Source organism: Flavobacterium ardleyense (genome assembly GCF_042686085.1).
Taxonomy (GTDB): Bacteria; Bacteroidota; Bacteroidia; order Flavobacteriales; family Flavobacteriaceae; genus Flavobacterium; species Flavobacterium ardleyense.
On record NZ_JBHUOL010000006.1, the window covers coordinates 296,805 to 315,344 of the forward strand.

Sequence of the window (18,540 nt, forward strand, 5' to 3'; positions counted from 1 at the left end):
TAATTTGCACAATTCAATACTTAACAGAAATTAAAAGGATCGCTCAAATTTTATAGCCTCAAAAACATCATTTTAATCTAGTAATTCCTATATTAATGTATTTAGCATTTAATGGAGTTCCACCGTTATTAAGTACGTACTGTATATTTAACACATCTCCAGAAATTACAGTGATACCTGTTGATCCACTAAATCCGAATTCATCAGTTGAAGAATTGTTAGCAACTCCTCTTGCCAAATAATTATATAAATTTCCGTTTTTATATACTGCAATAATATATTTTGCATTTCCAGCTGGTAAATTTGAAGTTGACAAACCTGCAACTATCGAATATACGCCTGATTTTAAAATTTTTATGGTTCCGTTTCCGATAACGGTATAAGTAAGCGGTTCGATTTGTAAAACGTCCGCATTGTTGATTGGCAAATTATAATAGGAGTCATTTCCTGTAGCAAGTGCCATGTTGCCTTCAGAAAACTCTTTGTTTAATAATAAAACATCATTGTTTACAAAAAACATGCTTTGCCATCCTGCACTGGTTTTTATATACATAGCATCTTCCGTAGTGTTGTAAACAATAGAACCATTTAATGGAGCTGTAATTGCATTCATTTCTGCTCCTGTCATTCTTGGAGGAACAAATGTTTGTGTAGTACTTTGAAGTTCTAAAATTGAACTAGGACTAGGCGTCGTTGTTCCAATTCCTACTTGGGCAACAGTAAAAAATGACGTTATGATTAAAAAAAAACTAAATAGTGTTTTCATTATCTTAATTTTGTGATATTATAGGTTAGAATTGCGATGTTTTTGGCGGTGTTTTCATTTAAAAAATAACGTAAGTCAAACACATCATTTGCATTAGCATTTATCATTATTACACCGTTGCCACCCCAAAAGTCATTTTTAGGCATACTAAAAGAAATAGCAGATAAGTTTCCTACTGCTACATCGTTTTTATAAAGTTTTAGAGAAAATTTACGATTTCCAGGATTTAAATTTTTTGTACTCAAAGTAGCTGCGAAGACATAAATTCCATCCTTTAAAACTGTGACTTTACCTTGCGCATTATCTACTTTAAAAACAGAAGTATCATTTTCTAGTACATTTGAAGCATTTAAAGGAAATGGAAATTCACTTGTTAGCGAAGTTTGAAATGTCCCAGAATCTTTCCTTAAAAGAAGGGAAGGAGTTCTGTTGCTTTCAAATTTTACCCAAGCCCCGTTTATATAAACATACGGTGACTGCTCAGTAATGTTAAATACAAACGAACCTTCTAAAGGCTTTACAAGAGCTTTCATTTGTGCTGTAGAAACTCTTGTTGTAACAAAAGCCTGAGTTTTGCTTTCTAATTTTAACAATACACTAGGTTCCAGATCTGTTGTTCCAATTCCTACTTGCGCTTGAGAATTTAGAACGAATAAAAGAATAAAAATAAAAATTTTCATCGAAAAGTTATAAGGTTTTAAGCTACCATGCTTTTGAAATCTATTTAAAAGTTTTAAATAGTTGGGGTGTGCAAAATTAGCAAAACTTTTCTGATATATTACTTTTTAACTTAATTTTAGTCAAAGGTTATCCAATTGTAGGCTCCAATATCCGTGTCGCCATTTCTCGGCTTGTTTAAAATGTCGCTAAATGTGGAGTAAGTTGCATTAGCAGTACCTTTCGCAACGGAATTCTCACCAATAATTAATTCGTTTCTCGAAGGGTTTTTAAAGATAGGTTTATTAACATTCGAACTACTTGCAATTAAACAATTCACAAAATTACTTCCTGAAAACTGATATAAAGGATTGGTGCCGAACTGATTGCCAATATCAATAAATTTAATTAAACAATTTTCAAAATTATAGCTAAAAGTAGTTCCCTTTTTCTTCAAGTTTATGCCTAAATTAGAAGAACCATAAATAATACAATTTTTGAAATCTGCCTTAGTAAGTGTGTACAAAGCATCACCATCGTAATCGTCTAATAAAACAGCGGTTTGATTTGGGCTTGACCAATAATTTGCAAAGGTGCAATGCGTAAATTCATAGCTTCCACCAAAGCTTCCAGCGAAAGCAGCTTGACCGCAGCTGTTGATTACCACATTTTTCCCTTCAATACTTCCAGTTCTAGCTAAAATTCCTACGTTTGAGCAATTGTAAATTTGGGTGTTATTAATATAGGTTGGAGTAGAAGTTCCGTCATTTCCGGTAACTAATAATCCTACAGTTGCATTTTTAATCGTAAGATTTGAAATACTATTGTTTGTACTTCCTTGTGTTAACCATATTGTTCCCCATTGACCTGGCGCTTCAGAAAAATTTGGCTCTAAACGGTCGCCTTCAAAAATCACTTCATTTTCTAAAGAAGCTGTTGAGGAGCTAGTTCCGTTGATTTGTAATGATGCATTATTGGCGACAATTAGTCCAGATTCCGCATGAAAATGAATTCTCGCACCTGCATCAACAACTAATGTTTTGTTTGGCGGAACCGCTGCATAACCATAAACAACATAAGGTTTGGTATTCGTCCAGTTTAATTCATTTCCGTTAGCTGCGTTGGCTTCTTCTAAAAAACGACCACGGATTGAAATTGGATTTCCATCTGCATCAAGTCCTAAATTTAAAGAATCGTAGGTATAAGAATTATCAGGATTTTGAATTCTTCCTGGATAAATAAAATAAGCATCTTGAATAAGTGTTACTAATTCTACTTTTTGTTCATTTGTTCCTTCACCAAATAAAATTTGATCGGTGTATAAAAAATCGGTTGGATTAGAATCAGCGACTTCAGCCGTAACTGAAACAAAAATATACATACTGTCTTTTGCTAGCATTTCTACATTTTGGAACACTTGTCCCGCAACACCATCAACCATTAATCGGTATTTTGAGGCCAATCCTTTCCGTAGTTTAAGTGAAGGAATAGAAATATTTTTATTACTTTTATTATACACTTTTAAAGTATATGTACTTGAGCCGATAGCTGTAAATACAGTGTCTAAATAAACTGTGTCTTTAGAAAAACTTAATCCACCTTTACTCGATTCAAAATCAAAATCATTTCTACAAGAAGTTAATGTAATTCCAAATCCAATAAGTAAGAGAAGTATATATTGACGCATTTAAGATGATTTTTTTGTAAAAGTAATTATTAATTTCAATTTTATAAAGAAATTGCTTATTCTACTTATCAAAACGTTAAATAGCTTGAATTATTCTAGTAGGAATGATTAATTTTACACAAAATTAGAACTTATGATGGATAGAGAAAAAATGCTACAATTGTGCAATGATTGGAGTAAAAATACCTTAATGGATACGTTAGACATCGTTTATACTGATGCCGGTGAAGATTTTTTAACGGCAACAATGCCTGTAAATCCAAGAGTACATCAGCCAATGGGATTATTGCATGGTGGCGCAACGGTTGCTTTAGCAGAAAGTGTTGGAAGTGCTGCTTCTTTAATGTTTGTTAATCCTGAAAAGCAAGAGGTTCGTGGTATTGAAATTTCGGCTAATCATTTGAAAAGCAAACGGGAAGGAATGGTTACCGCAACAGCTAAAATTGTTCACAAAGGAGCAAGTATCCATTTGTGGGAAATTAGAATTGTAGACGAGCAAGGAAAATTAATTTCGCTTTGTAAGTTGACTAATATGGTATTATCTAGAAGACAATAATGAATATTTTAGAACAGATAAATTTGCTTTTAAGTGGTGAAAAACCTTTCGTTTGTTATGTGAAACCAAACGAAACTACTGGGCATTTATTAGTTCAAAAAGATACAGAGTTACACGAATTTTCAGGGCAATCGGGTTTTGTTTTTATGCCTTTTGATGCAGGAATTGAAGTTGTGCTTCCTTTTGATATATGTTCGTTTTATTCGGAAGAATTTGAGGTTTCCAAAAAAGAATCTTCCATAACTTTTAAATCGGCATCAAGTTCTGAAAAGAGTGCTTTTGAATCTTTAGTTTCGAATGGAATTGATGAAATTAATAAAGGAGTTTTTGAAAAAGTGGTAGTTTCTAGAAAGGTAGTTTTGCATGAAGAAATAGCCATTTCAGAAACATTTCAGAATCTAATTGCAAGTTATTCAACGGCTTTTCGTTATTTATTTTTTCATCCAAAAGTGGGATTATGGATGGGAGCAACACCAGAACAATTACTGAAAATTAATAAAAATCAGTTTGAAACTGTTGCTTTGGCGGGAACGCAATTATATTCCGAAAAATTAATTTGGGAAACAAAAGAGCTTGAAGAACAGCAATTTGTAACTGACTATATTTTTGCTAAACTAAAAGATAAAGTAACAAACCTTAATATCACTAAAGCTAAATCAATTAAGGCCGGAAATTTAGCTCATTTGAAATCCACAATTACAGGAGAATTAAATAGCGATTTAGAAGCAATTGAATTGGTAAAAACCTTACATCCAACGCCAGCAATTTGCGGAATGCCAAAAGAAGAAGCGATTGCTTTTATTTTGAAAAATGAAAATTATCAGCGCACTTACTATTCTGGATATTTAGGCGAATGGAATAAGGAAAATCAATCCGATTTATTCGTAAATTTACGTTGTTTGGAAATAGAAGAAAATAAAATCAATATTTACGTAGGTTGTGGTATTACAAAAAATAGTAATCCCGAAAAAGAATTTATAGAAACAGAGAATAAGTCGATGACAATGCGAAATATTCTAGTGAAAATAGACACCTTTTAAACTATTAACTAAGAACTTTTAAACTATAAATATGAAATTAGATATACTTGCTTTTGGATCACATCCTGATGATGTAGAATTAGGTTGCAGCGGTACAATTGCTAAAGAAATAAGTTTAGGAAAAAAAGTTGGAATTGTAGATTTGACTCGAGGCGAATTAGGAACGCGTGGTTCAGTTGAAATCCGTAATTCGGAATCTGCTAAAGCTTCTGAAATTTTGGGCGTTGTAGCTCGTGAAAATTTGGATATGCGTGATGGTTTTTTTATAAATGACGAAGAACATCAATTGAAAGTAATCGAGATGATTCGTAAGTACAAGCCGGAAATCGTGTTGTGTAATGCAATTCAAGACCGACATATTGATCATGGAAAAGGTAGTAAATTAGTAAGCGATGCTTGTTTTTTATCGGGATTAATTCGAATTGAAACGGAATTAGATGGTGTTCCACAAGAAGCTTGGCGTCCACAAATAGTTTATCATTACATCCAATGGCAAAATATTGAGCCCGACTTTGTAGTAGATATTTCAGACTTTATGGATAAGAAGATGGATGCAGTTTTGGCTTACGGTTCTCAATTTTACAATCCAAACTCTAGCGAACCGGTTTCTCCAATTACCTCTAAAAACTTTTTAGACAGTGTAAAATATCGAGCACAAGACCTAGGAAGGCTAGTAGGAGCAACTTATGCAGAAGGTTTTACAACCGAAAGATATGTGGCAGTCAATAGTTTAAGTGATTTGAAATAAAATAGTAGTAAAAATTATTGAAAAAGGTTTGGAGAATCGAACTTTTGCCTTATATTTGCACCCGTTAAACAAATGGTGATTGTAGCTCAGTTGGTTAGAGCATCGGTTTGTGGTACCGAGGGTCGCGGGTTCGAGCCCCGTCTTTCACCCATTTTTATTTACAAAAGCCCTGAAGCAATTCAGGGCTTTTTTTTATGGAATTAATTCTTAGATCGAAGTGTCAATTTTATAAGTAATCGTCAAGGTTATTGCATATTGAATTCCAACTTCCGTCTGATTTGCATTTATTATTTTATCGAATCCTGCACTTGATATTCCGTCGTAGTAAAAAGTTTTATTTTTTCGCTCAACCTTTTTTAAATTGTGATTTCTAGAATTGGAATTGGCTTGAATTTCCGAACTTTCATAAGCTTGATATGATTTATATTGTGTTTTGGGTAGAAGTGTCGTAAAAGTCTCCGTTGCGCTCGGTGTGCCATTAATTCGTTTGCCGAACGCCTTTAAATACTTGTTTTTTTTGCTTTCTGCTAAAACTAATGCATCATCAAATAGTGAATTGTGAATTGAATCTATATCTGTATTGAAATAATCTACTTTAATAATATCGTAAATTTCATATTCAGAAGCCAAAGTGATTATCTTTTCTAAATTTATTGCATTGGAAGTCGAAATAATGATGTTCTTTTTTATTTCAAATCCTTTTTCATATTGTTTAGCGGTTGCATCGTTTGTATTGAAATCATAAATTTTAGTTTGAGAAATAAAATCGACATAAGTTTGTTCAGGCTTAATACCAATTGCTCTTAGTTTTCCAATAAATCCATTAATTCTAGAATTGATTTTTTCATTGCAAGTGGAAACGGTTTCATTTTCTTCATTTAAACCTAAAGTAATGACAAATCCATCTGCTTTCTTATTCAATACTATTTTGACAGAAACAGACAAAATAGTGTCATCAATAGAAAAACTAGTACTATTTGCTGAAGTGTTTTGATTGTAATTATCCGAATTGTAAGTGGTGTTGCCATAGATTTGATTACCGCTAATTTGGGCAAATGAAGAAAAAGTTGTCAGAAAAAGTAAAGCAATAAAGAATTTAATTTTTTCGTTTAGTAAAAGGAATTGCATATTCATGTCTTTTTGTTTTTAAGATTAGTATGATGCAATACTACTCTTGGAATCAAAAAATAACGTAGTAAAATCGCCTTCCATTATCTGTAAAGATTTTTCACTACTTTTACAGTTGGTTTACAGTAAATAATAAAGAGTATAAAATACTTTTGAATACTAATAAAATTAATGAATCCAATACTTGTCTTTCAAAAACTTAAAGAAGATGTGCTTTTGACTTATCAGAAGCAATATCCCTATTTTGAAGGAAATTGGAAAACATTCAGTTCCCAAGACATTCAGAATTTAATCGATTTAATCACCACAAACGTTAAGCAAACGGTGAGTGAAAAATGGATTTATACGCATCTAAAAGTGGAAACGAATGAAAAGCTTCCGCGGAAAGATATGTTGGATATTTTATCGCAATTTGTAGGTTATTCCGGTTGGGATGAATATGTTTTTAAGTGGAAAGAAGAACCGGCTATAGTTTTAACAGCGAAAGCACCGAATCGTGCTAAAATTTATTTTGTACTTTTTCCAGTTCTAGTATTACTTATGTTTTTAAGCTATAAATATATCAAAAGCGAAAATATACAAACCATAGAAGTGAAAAATGCCTTTACGGAAGAACAAATAAATAGCGATGAAGTAAAAGCCGTTTTAATTGAAAAAAATGTAGAAACGCCAATTCAAATTATTGATTCTAAAATTCAAATTAACGCTAAAGACAGTTCGAAAATAGTATTGAAAAGCCCGTACTATAAAGAGAAAACCGTTATCATCAATAAGACGTCAAATCCTGAAATATCGTTACAACCTGACGATTATGCCATGATTTTGAAAGGTTTTATGAAATCAGACATTAAAGACTGGCAAACCCGAAAAGAACAATTAAATAAAATTTTAGCTGCTGATTTAGAAGTTTTGGTAATGCTGAAAAATGATTTAGGAACTGAATATTTCAACAAAAAAGAATTTTCAGAAAAACTAATTGTCCCGAGCGTTTCCCTTAAAAAAATGAAAGTAATTGACATTCAAAGGAATAGTAGTAATGAAATTAATTTTATAAGAATTTTACAAGAATAATATGCGTATTACAACTTATTATATCGTTTTTTTATTGACTTCATTTTTTTCCTTTGGACAAAGTGTAAACTCTCCTGCGACAAAATCGATCAAAGCTAATTTTACAACAGCTTCAGTAAAAGCATACCAAGAAAGTGCGACATTAAAAGTGGAGGATTTTTATAACTATCTGACATTATTATCTAACGAAACTACTTCTGGACCTTTAAAAAGTGAAATTAAAACTTCAATTTATAGTTTTTTTGAAACGGAAAATGTGAATATAATTGATTTTACAACGGATGAAAAGCCTTTCATCCATTTGAATAAAATCATCGAGAAAATTCAAAATAAAAATTATACTTTTCTGGTTTCTGATTTTGAAAGTTCTATTGTGGCTTCTGATTATTGGACGATGCAATATAAATTAACCGTGATTCAAAACAATAAAAGAGTCAAATCGCACTATTTTCAAAACGTAAAATTTAAGCCTGTTTTAAAATCATTTGGAACAACTAAAAAAGAGGTTTGGACTATACTACTAGGAGAAATTGAGCAATAAGTTAACGCAAAAAAGCCCTGAATTTCTCCAAGGCTTTCCTTTTCATAGCAATCTCCCCCCAAAATTCAATTAGAAAACTAATTTTACTTTTAATAGAAAATCATCATAAATTGCTTTATCACCTAAATCGGTGAAAAAGTTTCCTGATTTATAGGTGATTTTATATTTTGTTCTGTCTACTTTTAAATCTGCAATTGCGGTAGAATCAGTAACAGTCATGTCAAAATTAATAGAATTTGTGATGCCTTTAATTGTTAAGTCAGCAGTAATTCCGTAAACACCATTTCCTTTATCAACAATTTTTTTGAATGATAAATTGGCTGTTGGGAAATTTTCTGTACCAAAGAAATCCTCAGATTTTAAATGTGTTTCTAAGTTTGCTTTGCTTTTTCCTTCTAAATCAGTTGTATTGATTGACGTCATATCTACGTTGAAAATACCACCAGATAATTTATTTTCTTTAAATACTAAAGCACCGTCTTTCAAGTTAATTGTTCCTTCATGCGAACCAGTTACTTTTTTTCCAACCCAGTTTATAGTACTTTTTGAAGCATCAATTTGTTTAGTTTGAGCTGTTGCAGTTAACGTTACAAACGCAACTACTGCTAATGCAATTGATTTTAAATTTTTCATTGTTTGATTTATTAAGATTAGTTATTAAATAATTTCGAATAATTCTTCGATTGGTTTTCTTACTTTTGGACTGTGTTGCGTACTATCTTCTTCATGGCGATATCCAACGGGTGCTACGAGAGCTGCATTTAAACCCAATTGGGTCAAGCCCAAAATTTCGTTGTATTTTGCAGCATCAAATCCTTCCATCGGTGTAACATCAATCTTCAATTCGGCGGAAGCATTAATTAAATTTCCTAGAGCCAAATATGTTTGTTTTGAAGTCCAAACCGCTTTTTCTTCTAACGGAAGTGTCACAATTTTAGATTTCATAAAATCAGAATATCCTTTTAAAGTTTCAATTGCAACGCCTCTTGTTTTTGCTACATTTTCTACATAAGCGTCAATATGGTTGTCTTGAACATCAACAATATTGGCAAAAACGAATAGGTGAGAAGCATCAACAATCTGAGCCTGATTCCAAGAAACAGGTTTTAATTGCTCCCTAATGGCTGGATTTTCAACAATAAATACTTTGTACAATTGCAAACCATAAGAAGAAGAACTCAACTGTATTGCTTTTTTTAATAGTTCTAAATCTGCTGCCGATATTTTTTTTGTCGCATCAAATTTTTTAGTGGCATAACGCCAATTTTGATTTTCTATGAAATTACTCATCTTTAATTCTTGTGATTAAATTCTAAATTTTTCTAATAATTCATTCAGTACTTCTAATTCCTTACTTGAAAGGTTGTTCGCAAACGCTTTTTCGTGGGCTTCAACTAGTGGATCCAACTGCAATAAAAGGGCCAATCCTTTCTCAGTAATGGTAATTTCCATTTTTCTTCTGTTTTCTGTACAAATTTCTCTGTTTACAAATTCTTTTAAAAGCAATTTATCCACAAGTCTTGTGGTATTACTCGTTTTTGCGACCATTCGTTCTTGAATCGTAAACATGTTTACCGGATTGCCTTTTTGACCTCTTAAAATGCGTAAAACGTTAAATTGTTCAGGCGATAAGTCAAATGGTTTTAAAATTTCATTGAACTTTTCAGCAATGACATGTTGCGTAAACATCACATTTAACAATGTGCGCTTTTCAACTGGCAGTGGTGAAGTAGGTTTTATAATGTCTTCTATTCTCATTTGCTTTTGTAATAATTGTAGGTACAAATGTAGTAATTATTTTAGTTGTAGATACAAGTGTCTGTTAATTTTTTATTAATTTTTTGAAATTAAATATTTGAATAGTACTTTTGGTAAAAATAAAGACAATGAATTTAGAACAAAGCGAATGGTGGAGCAAATTTTCAGCTGATGAAAATGGTGTAATCTTAGATGTTAGAACGGATGAAGAATTTGAAAGTAGTAAAATTCCAGGAGCTATTAACATTGATATTTATAAAGGACAAGGTTTTATTTATAAATTAGAGGAATTAGATAAAACTAAAAATTACTACGTTTACTGTTTGTCAGGCGGAAGAAGCGGTCAAGCTTGTGGTGTAATGAATCAACTTGGTTTTGAAACCGCATATAATTTATTAGGTGGTATTTCGCAATGGGATGGTCCCACGGAATAAGTAATCTACATATTAGTATCAAATCCGCTTTATGCGGATTTTTTGTTTTTTATATCTAATATTAAGTAGGTTTTCTCACTGCGATTAGTACTTATAATTGAGGTCTAACTTTTCATAAATAATATATATCAATAAAATAGCAGTTCTTTTTAATTTCTTATGCTTTGATAGTCAGAGTTTAGGGTGTAAATTGTATAAGTTTTATAAAAAATTTTATAACATTAAAATTGAATAAAACACCAATTTTACAACTTCAATCTTTAAAAGGCAAAGCGATGAAAAAGCAAGACCAAAAAAATAATGCATCGAGTGATAAAATTACAGATTTAGAAAAAAATAAGTCAGATGCAACCGGTCAGTTTTTAACTACTGATCAAGGTTTAAAAATAAATGATGACAACAATTCTTTAAAAGCAGGTGAACGTGGACCATCGTTATTAGAAGATTTTATACTACGAGAAAAAATAACACATTTTGATCATGAGAGAATTCCAGAACGTATAGTGCACGCCCGTGGTTCTGCAGCGCATGGTGTTTTTAAAGTTTCGAATTCCATGGCTAAATACTCTAAAGCTGGTTTCTTACAAGCTGGAGTAGAAACGCCTGTTTTTGCAAGATTTTCCACAGTAGCAGGTTTTAGAGGATCCACGGATTTGGCAAGAGATACACGCGGTTTTGCTGTAAAATTTTATACGCAAGAAGGAAATTTCGACTTGGTCGGTAATAATATGCCTGTATTTTTTATACAAGATGCTTCAAAATTTCCAGATTTGGTCCATGCTGTAAAACCAGAACCACATAATGAAATGCCACAAGCAGCAAGTGCGCACGATAATTTTTGGGATTTCATTTCATTAATGCCAGAGTCAATGCACATGATAATGTGGGTAATGTCAGATCGTGCAATACCAAGAAGTCTTCGAATGATGGAAGGATTCGGAGTGCATACATTCCGATTTATAAATGCTAAAAACGAATCGCATTTTGTGAAATTCCATTGGAAACCTAAATTAGGAACTCACGCTGTAGTTTGGGATGAAGCTTTAAAAATTTCTGGAAATGATCCAGATTTTCATCGCCGTGATTTATATGAAGCTATTGAAAATGGTCAATTTCCAGAATGGGATTTAGGAGTTCAAATTATCCCAGAGGCAGATGAACATAAATTTGATTTCGATTTATTAGATCCTACCAAATTAATTCCTGAAGAATTGGTACCGGTTACAATAATTGGTACAATGACATTGAATAGAAACCCAGATAATTTCTTTGCAGAAACAGAACAAGTAGCTTTTCATCCAGGTCATCTAGTACCAGGAATTGATTTTTCAAATGATCCTTTACTTCAAGGAAGGTTATTTTCTTATACAGATACACAACTTTCAAGATTAGGCGGACCAAATTTTCATGAAATTCCTATCAACAGAACTATAGCTCCGATGCACAATAATCAGAGAGATGGACACATGCGACAAGAAATTAATGTAGGTCGTGCAAACTATCATCCTAATTCTTTAGGTGGTGGTTGTCCTTTCCAAGCAAAAGCAGCAGAAGGTGGATTTACAAGTTTTAATGAACGAGTTGACGCACACAAAGTTCGCGCTAGAAGTACAAGTTTTGCAGATCATTTTAGTCAAGCACAACTATTCTACGTTAGTCAGACAAAAACAGAACAAGATCACATGAAAAGTGCTTTAAAGTTCGAACTTGGTAAAGTAGAGACGATTGCTATTCGATTAAGAATGTTGAGTTTGCTTGATATTATTGATAAAGACTTAGCAAAAGATGTTGCGACAGGTTTGGGTTTAAAAGTTCCGGACGCACCAGAAAAACCTATCAATAAAGGAGTAGGAGCAGATGCTGGAAACGAACAAGAACCAAAGATTGTTAAAAGCACTGCAAAGCCTTCACCGGCATTGAGTATGATTAAAAATAAAACAAATTCAGCTACAATCGCAACTAGAAGTGTTGCTTTTCTATGTAGTGATGGCGTTGACAGCAATTCAATTGACAAGCTTAAAAGTGCGTTAGAAAAAGAAGGTGCACAAATAAAAATTATTGGAACAAATGCTACTGAAATTAAGAGTTCAGATGGAAAAATGATTAAAGTAGATCATAGTTTGAACACCGTATCGGCAGTTTTGTTTGATGCAGTTTATGTGCCAAGTGGAAAAGAAAGTATTTTAAAACTTAGCGAATTAGACAAAGTTCCAGAATTCTTAATGGATATGTTTAAACATTGCAAAGTTATGGGATTCTCTGATGAAAGTTTAGTTTTACTTGATGACACTACGATTAAGAAAAAAGTAAAAGCTTCTAATTTTGCAGAATTTGGAATTATAACTGGCGATGATATCAGTAAAGATTTTATTGCTTCTTTAGGAAAGCACAGATTTTGGAATCGCGAGGATAAATTGAAGAATTAAATTGGTAACAGAACCATAAATTTTGGTCATCTTTATTAATAGTAATGTTTTGTAACTATTCGTAAAAATCATGTAAGTACTTATTCTTCTAATACATGTAATTTTATAAAGAATTTAAAAACTAGTATTATGAGCGCAAACAAAAATCCGCAATCAGCGAACAAAAAAGGGAGTGACAACAGAAGTGATATGAGAAAACATCAATATAAAGATCACAAAGAAGTATTAACAAATGATGAAAATTATGATGTTGACACACAGAAATTCAAAGGTGAACTACCAGAATTAGATGATAAAATGAATAATGAAGAAAAGAAATAATACTTCATATTAAAACGCCTCAATTGCAAAATTGAGGCGTTTCTATTTAATAATATAAGTTTTATTTGGAGCGAAAGTTTAGGGCATTTTCAGCGGTCCATATTCCTGCTTTCCTTACAATCTTTTGTTTTTAGAAGAAAAACAAAAGGATTTTCATGCAATCAGGGCTAGAATAGGTTTTGTTAGTGTACTTGAAAATAAAATTATATAAAAATTTTAGAAAATTTTGTAAAACGCATATGTGGTGTTTTTCATAATTTTACTAAACAGAATTCAAGCATATCTTTAGTAATTAATTTTTACGAAAGTAGAAACAAAAATAAAGAAAAAATTAAATTCTGATTTTGTTTTTTTTGGCTGTTGGGAGCCAAATTAAATAAAAATTGAACCGATGCTGGTGAAACGAAGGTCACGGGTAGTCAGGTTGTTGAAGTATCTGTAATGGCGTATGTCCTTTCCACCCGTTCGGGCATGCATAAAAAGCCTACGTCTCCACTTAAAGGAGAACCAGTCACACAACAATAATCCAAGCATCGGTCAATTTTTTACATCTTAAAATTGAATTTCATACTTCTGAAATTTATCGTTTACTATTACAATACTTATAACTTTTATTTCAAGACAACTTCAAAGACTTCATCTGGAGTGATTCCATAAACCAAATCATTTTTTGTAGGTTCTAGATAAAAATTTCCGGTGAATTCACCAAATGATGGAAATATCATTTGAGTAGGTTTTCTAAAAAAACAAGAGATATTAAGAAATTGTCTACCTTTTCCTCTAATTTTAATTCCTGGATGAATGTGACCACAAAAATTAAACAAAGTATTACCTTCTAAAGGATGATGAGTTAGAATAAAATTGTCTATAAGTAACTCGTTCATTACCTCGATATTTAACTCTTCAAAAAAAAGTTCGTTGACTATATCATGATTTCCTTTAACTAGGATAATTTTTTGTGAAAGCAATTTTGTCCAATTTGCAAAGAGCTCAAATTCTATATTTTGGACACTGTGAAATAAATCGCCAAGGAAAATGATACTTTTTGGTTGGAATTCAGCTATTAATGTGTCCATCCGATTGAAATTGGCAATTATTGCTTCCATCGGAATAGCAATTCCATGTTTTCTAAAATGACTAACTTTCCCTAAATGTACATCCGAAAGTAGAAGAATGGAATTACTTTCCCAAAAAACAGCACCAAAATGATGTAATATAAATGTCTGACTTTGGATAGTTATCTTCATGAAATTCCTTTTGGCAAAGGTATTCTTTTCAAAATTATTCCTTTAGATAACTTGCGGTCATTTTAGCAATTCGTTCGGCTAAAGATTCGCTAGATAATTTTTCGCGTAAGCGATCGGTAATAATTGGAAAACTAAAAGGAGTTGGTTTTTCGCATCTTTTTACTACAATTTCTTGCTTATCAATACGTTCCAAAGCTTTTAACAATCGACCTTCTTCTAATTGGTGTTCAAAGGTTTCAATATATGCTTGTTGCAATAATAAATTATCAGGTTCATAATCACGAAAAACTTCAAATAGCAATTGGGAACCACTTTGTAAATGTTTTGTTTTTACTACTTTTCCTGGCATTCCTGTAAAAACTAATCCAGCAACAATTGCGATGTCTCGAAACTTTCTTCTTGCCATTTCCGTTGCGTTTAGACTTTTTTGCAAATCATCATGCACGTACGAAGTCGTAAATAAGTTATTATCGAAAACAGCTTGCATATCAATCTCTTGATCCGAAAGTAATTCAAATCCGTAATCATTATAAGCCAAAGAAAAAGTGATTGGCGAAAGCAAACTTATTCGATAAGATAAAATACTTGCTAACGCTTCATGGACAAATCGACCTTCAAATGGGTAGAAGATCGAATGAAAACCTTCTCTAGTTTTAAACATTTCTATTAAAAACTGGTCTGCATTTGGCACAATACTTTCTCTTTTCTGTCTTATAAATATGGGTTTCAAAGCTTGTGCTTCAATTGAAAGTGGATTATTTTCTAAATGATACAATTCTTCGCGAAGCAATTCACTCATTTGTGCAGAAAACGACATTCTTCCGCCTTGCCAACTCACAGTTTTCGCTACTTTTTTAACATCTGCTTTCCGAACCAGAACTTTCATGTCTTTGATAGCATAAAACTCTAATTTTTTTCCACCAAAAATAAAAGTGTCGCCTGCTTGTAATTTCGAAACAAATGATTCTTCAATAGAACCTATATAACCGCCTTTTAGAAATTTCACATTCAAAACAGCATCACTTACAATTGTTCCAATTTGCATGCGATGTTGCATTGCAATTTTCCTACTGTTAATTTTAAAAAGTCCGTCTTCTTCAATTTCTACCTTTTTGTATTCGTCATAACGTTGCAAACTTTGACTTCCGAGCGTAATAAAATTTAAAATCCATTGCCAATTATCAGCTGAAATATTTTGGTAACAAAACGTAGTTTTTATTTCTTTAAAAATTTCGTCGGGAAAAAAACCATCTGAAACCGCTAACGTATTTAAATACTGGATCAAAACGTCATAACTGTCTAAATAGGGAACCCGATCTTCAACAATTGTATTTTCAGCAGCTTTTTTTAACGCTGAAGCTTCAATCAATTCCATTGCATGCGTGGCTAAGAAATAAATTACGCTTTCTTTTCCGGGTTGATGGCCACTTCTTCCGGCTCTTTGCAAAAAACGTGCAACGCCTTTTGGTCCACCCACCTGAATTATGGTTTCTACAGGAGCAAAATCGACTCCTAAATCTAGACTGGAAGTACAAACTACTACTTTTAAATCTTCATTTTTAATCGCATTTTCAATCCAGATTCTTGTTTCGCGAGCAATACTTCCGTGATGCATGGCCATTTCGCCAGCAAACTCCGGATATTTATCTAATAAAGCTTGAAACCATAATTCGCACTGCGATCTTGTATTGGTAAAAATTAAAGTAGTTTTACTCTGTTTTACAATTTTTGCTACTTCCTTAATAAGGTGCAAACCCATGTGACCACGCCATGGAAATGTTTCCATTTTTTCCGGAATAATCGATTTTACGGTTATTTTTTTATTGATTTTAGCCTTAATCAAAACGGAATTTTCTAAAGCTTCTGAATTATGTCCTAGTAAAACTTCTTGTGCCAACTCTAAATTTCCAATGGTTGCGGAAATTCCCCAAATTCTCAAGTTCGGACTTATATTTTTTAATCGCGATAAAGCTAATTCCATTTGAACGCCTCGTTTTGTGCCTAAAAGTTCGTGCCATTCATCGATTACAATTGCAGAACAATTCGCGAATATTTTATTATATTCTTTAGTCGCTAATAGCAGTTGTAAACTTTCAGGCGTCGTAATTAGCAAATCGGGCATTTTAGTTTTTTGCTTGGTTCTTTCGCTTGCAGAAGTATCTCCTGAACGAATCCCGACCGTCATTTGAGTTCCTAAATCTGAAGCCACTTTTTCAGCAGCTTGTTTTATTTCCACAGAAAGTGCTCGTAAAGGTGTTATCCAAATTGCTTTTAATCCTGGTTTATGCTTGGTTTTATAATTTGGATTTTCTTTGATATAATTTAAAACAATAGGAAGCCAAAGGGCATAAGTTTTTCCGCTACCCGTTGGTGCGTTTAGTAAACCGTTTTTCCCTTGTAAAAATGCCGTCCAAGTTTGCGTTTGGAAAGGAAATGGTTTCCAATTTTGTTGTTGGAACCAAGCTTCGGCTATTTTAAATAATTCTTCTCTATTCATTTTTTTACTCTTTTGGTCCGAAAATCCGAAAATCTCAATATCCGAAGATGTTTCTTAAATAATCATATCTTTCAAATCATCAATTGTATTTGCTTCTTCAATTTTTTTGTCTTGTCGCCAGCGAATAATTCTAGGAAATCTTGTTGCAATACCACTTTTATGTCTTTTTGATAATGCTATTCCTTCGAAACCAATTTCAAATACAAGTTGTGGTTTCACACTTCGAACAGGACCAAATTTATCAAGTGTATTTTTTTTAATAAAATCATCAACTTTTCTGAATTCGGCATCGGTCAAACCGGAATACGCTTTTGCAAATGTCACTAATTCTCTTTCGCCTTTATCGTTGTTTTGCCATAAAGCAAAGGTGTAATCAGTAAATAAATTGGTTCGTCGTCCGCTTCCTCGCATCGCGTAAGTCAACACGGCGTCAATTACCAAAGGTTCTAATTTCCATTTCCACCAATCTCCTTTTTTTCGCCCAACTTGATAAGGTGAATCATTTCTTTTTAACATCAAACCTTCACTTCTCATTTCTCGGGCCATCATTCTTTCGTCTGAAACCTCTTTCCAAGATGTAAAGGATTTCCTTTCGGATAAGTGAAAAGGTAAGTTTTTATCTTTTATAGTTTCGAATAATTCTTCTAATAATACTCTTCGTTTTTCATACGGTAAATTTCGAATATCATTTCCTTCCCATTCTAATAAATCATAAGCTTTTAAAACGACTGGATTACTTTGTAGCATTTTGGCAGAAACGGTTTTTCGGCCTATTCGCGTTTGTAAATCATTGAAAGTTCCAATTTCTCCATTCGCGAAAGCTAAAATTTCTGCATCGATAACCGTTCCATTTGGGATAGCATTTATTAAGGACTGAAATTCCGGGTATTTATCGGTTACTAATTCTTCACCACGCGACCAAACAAAAATTTGATCGTCTCTGATAATCGTTTGTGACCGAATTCCATCCCATTTATGCTCAATTGACCATTCTTCCACATTTCCTAAATTCGAAACTTCGCCTTCAATTGGATAGGCTAAATAAAAAGGATATGGTTTTGATAAATAGTCGCTACTTTTTTCATCTAAAATCAATTCTTGAAAACTAATTGTACTCGGATTCCAATTTCCCATCAGTTTATAAGCCAAAATATCTTCGTCGACATTTTCTGCTTTGGAAAGTGCTCGAGTCATTAATTTTTGACTAACGCCAATTCGAAAGCTTCCGGTAATTAATTTGGTAAAAACAAAACGTTCGTAATAGTTTAAAGCCAACCAATTGTCATGCAAGTATTTCTTTTTCTCTTCTTCCGTTTTTTTCTTTAATTCTATAATTTCCTGTAAATAAGCTGATAAACTTTTTTCGGAAACTTGATTAGATTCAGGAATAACTAACGCAATCGTTTCAGCTAAATCACCCACAATATGATAACTTTCTTCAAATAACCAAAGCGGAATATTTGCTAATTCGTTAGCCCAAGTTCGTAATAATGTAGTGTTAACAGGTCTTGGCGGTCTTCTGTGGGAAAGAATAGCAATCGTCCAAACTTTATCTTCCGGTGAAGCCTTTCGGAAATAATCTGTTAATGCTTCCACCTTTAAAGTCGTTTTGTTCGAACTGTCTAACTGTTTTATTAAATTGGCAAAATCCTTCATAAATTGT

Annotated in this window: 18 protein-coding genes and 1 tRNA gene; 9 read left to right on the forward strand and 10 right to left on the reverse strand. The window is 32.5% G+C overall.

The genetic code is table 11. The features are described from left to right. Window positions 1-67 precede the first annotated feature (67 nt). From ACFSX9_RS03025 to ACFSX9_RS03035, 3 genes are all read right to left on the reverse strand, one after another. Entirely contained in the window at window positions 68-766 is a 699-nt protein-coding gene (locus ACFSX9_RS03025; RefSeq protein ID WP_379804225.1) for a hypothetical protein, read from the reverse strand. Further along, window positions 766-1,446, reverse strand: a complete 681-nt coding sequence (locus tag ACFSX9_RS03030) for a hypothetical protein (protein ID WP_379804228.1) — start codon at window positions 1,444-1,446, stop codon at window positions 766-768. The genes ACFSX9_RS03025 and ACFSX9_RS03030 overlap by 1 nt, the downstream gene beginning before the upstream one ends. A gap of 116 nt (window positions 1,447-1,562) precedes the next feature. Next, complete coding sequence (locus ACFSX9_RS03035) at window positions 1,563-3,110, reverse strand: hypothetical protein (protein WP_379804230.1); 1,548 nt, start codon at window positions 3,108-3,110, stop codon at window positions 1,563-1,565. 133 nt (window positions 3,111-3,243) lie between these two features. On the opposite strand from ACFSX9_RS03035, the gene ACFSX9_RS03040 reads away from it, so the two are divergent. From ACFSX9_RS03040 to ACFSX9_RS03055, 4 genes are all read left to right on the forward strand, one after another. Further along, the gene (locus tag ACFSX9_RS03040) at window positions 3,244-3,666 is read left to right on the forward strand and encodes a hotdog fold thioesterase (RefSeq protein ID WP_379804233.1); all 423 of its coding nucleotides are present in this window, start codon (window positions 3,244-3,246) and stop codon (window positions 3,664-3,666) included. Further along, window positions 3,666-4,706: an isochorismate synthase gene (locus ACFSX9_RS03045; protein ID WP_379804236.1), complete on the forward strand. Its 1,041-nt coding sequence runs from the start codon at window positions 3,666-3,668 to the stop codon at window positions 4,704-4,706. The genes ACFSX9_RS03040 and ACFSX9_RS03045 overlap by 1 nt, the downstream gene beginning before the upstream one ends. A gap of 31 nt (window positions 4,707-4,737) precedes the next feature. Continuing rightward, window positions 4,738-5,454: a bacillithiol biosynthesis deacetylase BshB1 gene (gene bshB1, locus ACFSX9_RS03050; RefSeq protein WP_379804239.1), complete on the forward strand. Its 717-nt coding sequence runs from the start codon at window positions 4,738-4,740 to the stop codon at window positions 5,452-5,454. Between the two features lie 74 nt (window positions 5,455-5,528). Further along, a tRNA-His gene (locus ACFSX9_RS03055) sits at window positions 5,529-5,604 on the forward strand. Window positions 5,605-5,661: 57 nt separating this feature from the next. Here the strand turns inward: ACFSX9_RS03055 and ACFSX9_RS03060 are convergent. Continuing rightward, window positions 5,662-6,588, reverse strand: coding sequence for an SIMPL domain-containing protein (locus ACFSX9_RS03060; RefSeq protein WP_379804242.1), 927 nt, complete (start codon window positions 6,586-6,588; stop codon window positions 5,662-5,664). A gap of 165 nt (window positions 6,589-6,753) precedes the next feature. On the opposite strand from ACFSX9_RS03060, the gene ACFSX9_RS03065 reads away from it, so the two are divergent. Both ACFSX9_RS03065 and ACFSX9_RS03070 read left to right on the forward strand, forming a co-directional pair. Then, a complete protein-coding gene (locus tag ACFSX9_RS03065) occupies window positions 6,754-7,653 on the forward strand; it encodes a hypothetical protein (RefSeq protein ID WP_379804245.1) in 900 nt (299 codons plus the stop codon). Between the two features lies 1 nt (window position 7,654). Beyond that, on the forward strand, window positions 7,655-8,194 hold the full coding sequence (locus tag ACFSX9_RS03070; protein ID WP_379804247.1) for a hypothetical protein: 540 nt from the start codon (window positions 7,655-7,657) through the stop codon (window positions 8,192-8,194). 69 nt (window positions 8,195-8,263) lie between these two features. Here ACFSX9_RS03070 and ACFSX9_RS03075 read toward each other — a convergent pair whose 3' ends face one another. Genes ACFSX9_RS03075 through ACFSX9_RS03085 form a run of 3 tightly spaced genes read right to left on the reverse strand, consistent with a single transcriptional unit; the run spans window position 8,264 to window position 9,952 of the window. Further along, window positions 8,264-8,827 (reverse strand): YceI family protein, encoded by a 564-nt coding sequence (locus tag ACFSX9_RS03075; RefSeq protein ID WP_379804249.1) that lies wholly within the window; start codon window positions 8,825-8,827, stop codon window positions 8,264-8,266. Between the two features lie 24 nt (window positions 8,828-8,851). After that, window positions 8,852-9,484: an NAD(P)H-dependent oxidoreductase gene (locus ACFSX9_RS03080; protein ID WP_379804252.1), complete on the reverse strand. Its 633-nt coding sequence runs from the start codon at window positions 9,482-9,484 to the stop codon at window positions 8,852-8,854. Window positions 9,485-9,499: 15 nt separating this feature from the next. Continuing rightward, window positions 9,500-9,952 (reverse strand): MarR family winged helix-turn-helix transcriptional regulator, encoded by a 453-nt coding sequence (locus ACFSX9_RS03085; RefSeq protein ID WP_379804254.1) that lies wholly within the window; start codon window positions 9,950-9,952, stop codon window positions 9,500-9,502. Between the two features lie 128 nt (window positions 9,953-10,080). Here ACFSX9_RS03085 and ACFSX9_RS03090 point away from each other — a divergent pair, with 128 nt between their 5' ends. The 3 genes from ACFSX9_RS03090 (at window position 10,081) to ACFSX9_RS03100 (ending at window position 13,133) form a co-directional block, all read left to right on the forward strand. After that, window positions 10,081-10,386: a rhodanese-like domain-containing protein gene (locus ACFSX9_RS03090; RefSeq protein WP_379804256.1), complete on the forward strand. Its 306-nt coding sequence runs from the start codon at window positions 10,081-10,083 to the stop codon at window positions 10,384-10,386. 275 nt (window positions 10,387-10,661) lie between these two features. Then, a complete protein-coding gene (locus tag ACFSX9_RS03095) occupies window positions 10,662-12,812 on the forward strand; it encodes a catalase (RefSeq protein WP_379804258.1) in 2,151 nt (716 codons plus the stop codon). A gap of 129 nt (window positions 12,813-12,941) precedes the next feature. After that, complete coding sequence (locus ACFSX9_RS03100) at window positions 12,942-13,133, forward strand: hypothetical protein (RefSeq protein ID WP_379804261.1); 192 nt, start codon at window positions 12,942-12,944, stop codon at window positions 13,131-13,133. A 611-nt stretch (window positions 13,134-13,744) separates the two neighbouring features. Here ACFSX9_RS03100 and pdeM read toward each other — a convergent pair. The 3 genes from pdeM to ACFSX9_RS03115 are packed head-to-tail and all read right to left on the reverse strand — an operon-like array spanning window position 13,745 to window position 18,533. Continuing rightward, a complete protein-coding gene (gene pdeM, locus ACFSX9_RS03105; RefSeq protein WP_379804264.1) occupies window positions 13,745-14,380 on the reverse strand; it encodes a ligase-associated DNA damage response endonuclease PdeM in 636 nt (211 codons plus the stop codon). A gap of 34 nt (window positions 14,381-14,414) precedes the next feature. Beyond that, complete coding sequence (locus tag ACFSX9_RS03110; RefSeq protein WP_379804267.1) at window positions 14,415-16,877, reverse strand: ligase-associated DNA damage response DEXH box helicase; 2,463 nt, start codon at window positions 16,875-16,877, stop codon at window positions 14,415-14,417. Between the two features lie 54 nt (window positions 16,878-16,931). Then, a complete protein-coding gene (locus ACFSX9_RS03115; RefSeq protein ID WP_379804269.1) occupies window positions 16,932-18,533 on the reverse strand; it encodes an ATP-dependent DNA ligase in 1,602 nt (533 codons plus the stop codon). Window positions 18,534-18,540: the final 7 nt, after the last annotated feature.